At 71.3% G+C, this 2,477-nt stretch carries 3 protein-coding genes; 1 reads left to right on the top strand and 2 read right to left on the bottom strand.

Going from position 1 to position 2,477, the window contains the following annotated elements:
• The coding region (locus tag QK444_RS35560; protein ID WP_282786418.1) for an MFS transporter at nucleotides 1–765 on the top strand (765 nt) is incomplete at its 5' end.
• Nucleotides 766–869: 104 nt separating this feature from the next.
• Here the strand turns inward: QK444_RS35560 and QK444_RS35555 are convergent.
• Nucleotides 870–1,712, bottom strand: coding sequence for an alpha/beta hydrolase (locus QK444_RS35555; RefSeq protein ID WP_282786415.1), 843 nt, complete (start codon nucleotides 1,710–1,712; stop codon nucleotides 870–872).
• Between the two features lie 36 nt (nucleotides 1,713–1,748).
• The coding region (locus QK444_RS35550) for an ATP-binding domain-containing protein (RefSeq protein WP_282786413.1) at nucleotides 1,749–2,477 on the bottom strand (729 nt) is incomplete at its 5' end.

The following is a 2,477-nucleotide window of genomic DNA, read 5'->3' as shown; positions in this document are numbered from 1 at the left end:
ATCTCGACCGAGGAGCACGGCTGGACTTCGGCGCGTACCCTCGGCTGGGCGGCGGCCGGAGCGCTCGCCCTGATCGCCTTCGCGCTGGTGGAGGCGCGCACCGCCGATCCCCTGGTGCCGCTGGGCTTCCTGCGCCGCCGCTCCCTCGTCGGGGCCACGGTCTTCGGCTTCATGCTGGCCTCGGCGCAGTTCGCGAGCTTCTACTTCGTCTCCCTGCTCATGCAGCGGGTGCTGGGCTACTCGCCGGTGGCGACCGGGCTGGCCTTCGTGCCGTTCTGCCTCGGGGTGGGCGTCGGCCTGCGGGTCGCGATGCTCACCGCGCCGAAGTACGGTCCGCGCCCGGTGCTGCTGATCGGCGGGCTGCTGGGGGCAGCGGGTCTGCTGTGGTTCGGATTCGCCACTCCCACATCGCATTTCCTGGTCGCGGTGCTGGGTCCGTCGATGGTGGCGAGCGTCGGGGTGGGCGCGGCCACGGTGGCGATGGGAGTCGCGGCCGTCAGCGGCGTGCCCGCCGAGCAGTCGGGGCTGGCCTCCGGAATCCTCAACAGCGCACGGCAACTCGGCGGCTCACTGGGACTGGCGGTGCTGGCCACCACGGCCGCGACCGTCATCGGTGACAGCGGCGCACCCGAGGTGCTCGCCGACGGGTACACCACCGCGCTGCGGCTGGCGGCGGCACTGCTCGCGGTCGGGGCCGTGGCCGCCGCGCTCATCCTGCGCGCACCGGCCCGGCAGCCCGCGCCCGCTGCCGCACCCGCGCCATAGTCCGCGGCGGCACCGGCGTGCGAAGTCGCGGCCGCGGCGACGTGCGATAGTACGCGGCTCACCGGCGGCAGAACCCGCAGCGCGCCGCCGCTGTCACCGGATGCCTATGGCGTGTCGAGGAATTCGGCGACGGTGGCGGCCACCAGGGCCGGATCGTTCTTGTCGATGCCGAAGTGGTCGAGGCCCCGGAAGGTGTATCGGACGCAGTGCGGGATGACCTCGGCCAGCCGGTCGCGGTCGGCGTCGTCGCGGGCGAGCCGGTCGCGATCGCCGTCCATGAGCAGCACCTCCGCCGTGATGTCGCGATAGTGCGGATAGGTGTCGTCCAGGCGGATGACCTCGCGGTGCTCGCGCAGATTCTCCCACAGCAGACTCGAGATGATGTCGCGCTCAGGCGCTTTCATGGCCAACGGCATGGCACGCTCCAGCATCCACTTCGGCACGCGGCGAATGCCCTCCGGGCCGACCGCACGCAGGTACTGCACGAACGCCTTCCACGGCTTGTCCTGCCGCAGATACTTCTCATAGGACGGAATCCAGTTCGAGGGCATCGAACCGTTGACGGAGACACCGGGTTCGTACACCGCGACCTTCCGGATCTCCGGATCCCGCGCCGCCTCCAGGGCGATGAGCCCGCCGTAGCTGTGCCCGACCAGCAGGGTCGCGCCGGTCTTGTCGCGCAGTGCGCGCAGATCCTCGAGTTCGGTATCGATACTGTAGTCCTCCCCCTGCGGCCCGCTGTCGCCGCGGCCGCGCCGCTCCATGATGTGCACCGTGAATCGCTCCCCCAGGGTACGGGCGAAGCGGGCGAAACCCGCGGCCACCGACAGCGCCCCCGGAATCACGATCACACTCGGGCCGTGCCCGGTGGTGTGAAAGGCGATCGGCGTGCCGTCGGCGGCGATGATCGTCTCGCTGGTTCCCTCGAATTCGGCAGGCATTCCCATATCCCCCAGTCTGCTCCAAACGGACGAATCAGCGCTCTAGTTCACGCGCAGTCCGCTGGCGCGCAGGACCCGACGGTCGATTCCGGAGCGAATGGACTCCTCGGTGCCGATGATCCGGACCCGTTTGCGCGCGCGGGTGATGGCCGTGTACAGCAATTCCCTGGTGAGCAGCGTGGATTCGGGTCCGGGCAGCACCACCGAGACGGTGTCGTACTGGCTGCCCTGGCTGCGGTGGATGGTCATGGCGTACACGGTGGTGACGCCCGGGAACTGGGTGGGGTGCACCAGATACGGTTCGGTGCCGCGCTGCAGGGCGGCGCGCAGCGTGCCGTCGGGCGCGCGCACGATCACGCCGGTGTCGCCGTTGTAGATGCGGGCCTCGTGGTCGTTGGCGGTGACCAGCAGCGGCTGGCCCGGATACCACTGTCCCGCACCGGGATCGGAGGCGATACCGGCGGCGGTGACCCAGCTGGCGGCGAGCCGGTCCCAGCGCTCCACGCCGTAGGGGCCCTGCCGGTGCGCGCACAGCAGCCGATGCGATTCCAGGGCGGTGAGCGCGGCGGCGGCATCACCGCGCAGGGCGGCGTCGGTGGCGTCGCCGGAGGCGCGCAGCAGGTCCTCGCGCACCTCGCTGACGTCCTCGGGGGCGTGCAGGGACAGTTCGTGGCCGCCGTCGGCCAGCAGCGCGAGGGCGGCGTCGGCGTCACCCGCGCGCACGGCCACCGCCGGATGCTCGGCGACCCGGTCCACGGTGAAGGCGGCGTC

The sequence above is a fragment of the Nocardia sp. CC201C genome (assembly GCF_030010695.1).
GTDB classification, from domain to species: Bacteria; Actinomycetota; Actinomycetes; order Mycobacteriales; family Mycobacteriaceae; genus Nocardia; species Nocardia otitidiscaviarum.
Note: the sequence above shows the minus strand (reverse complement) of the source record. Positions and strands in the feature narration are given on the sequence as shown.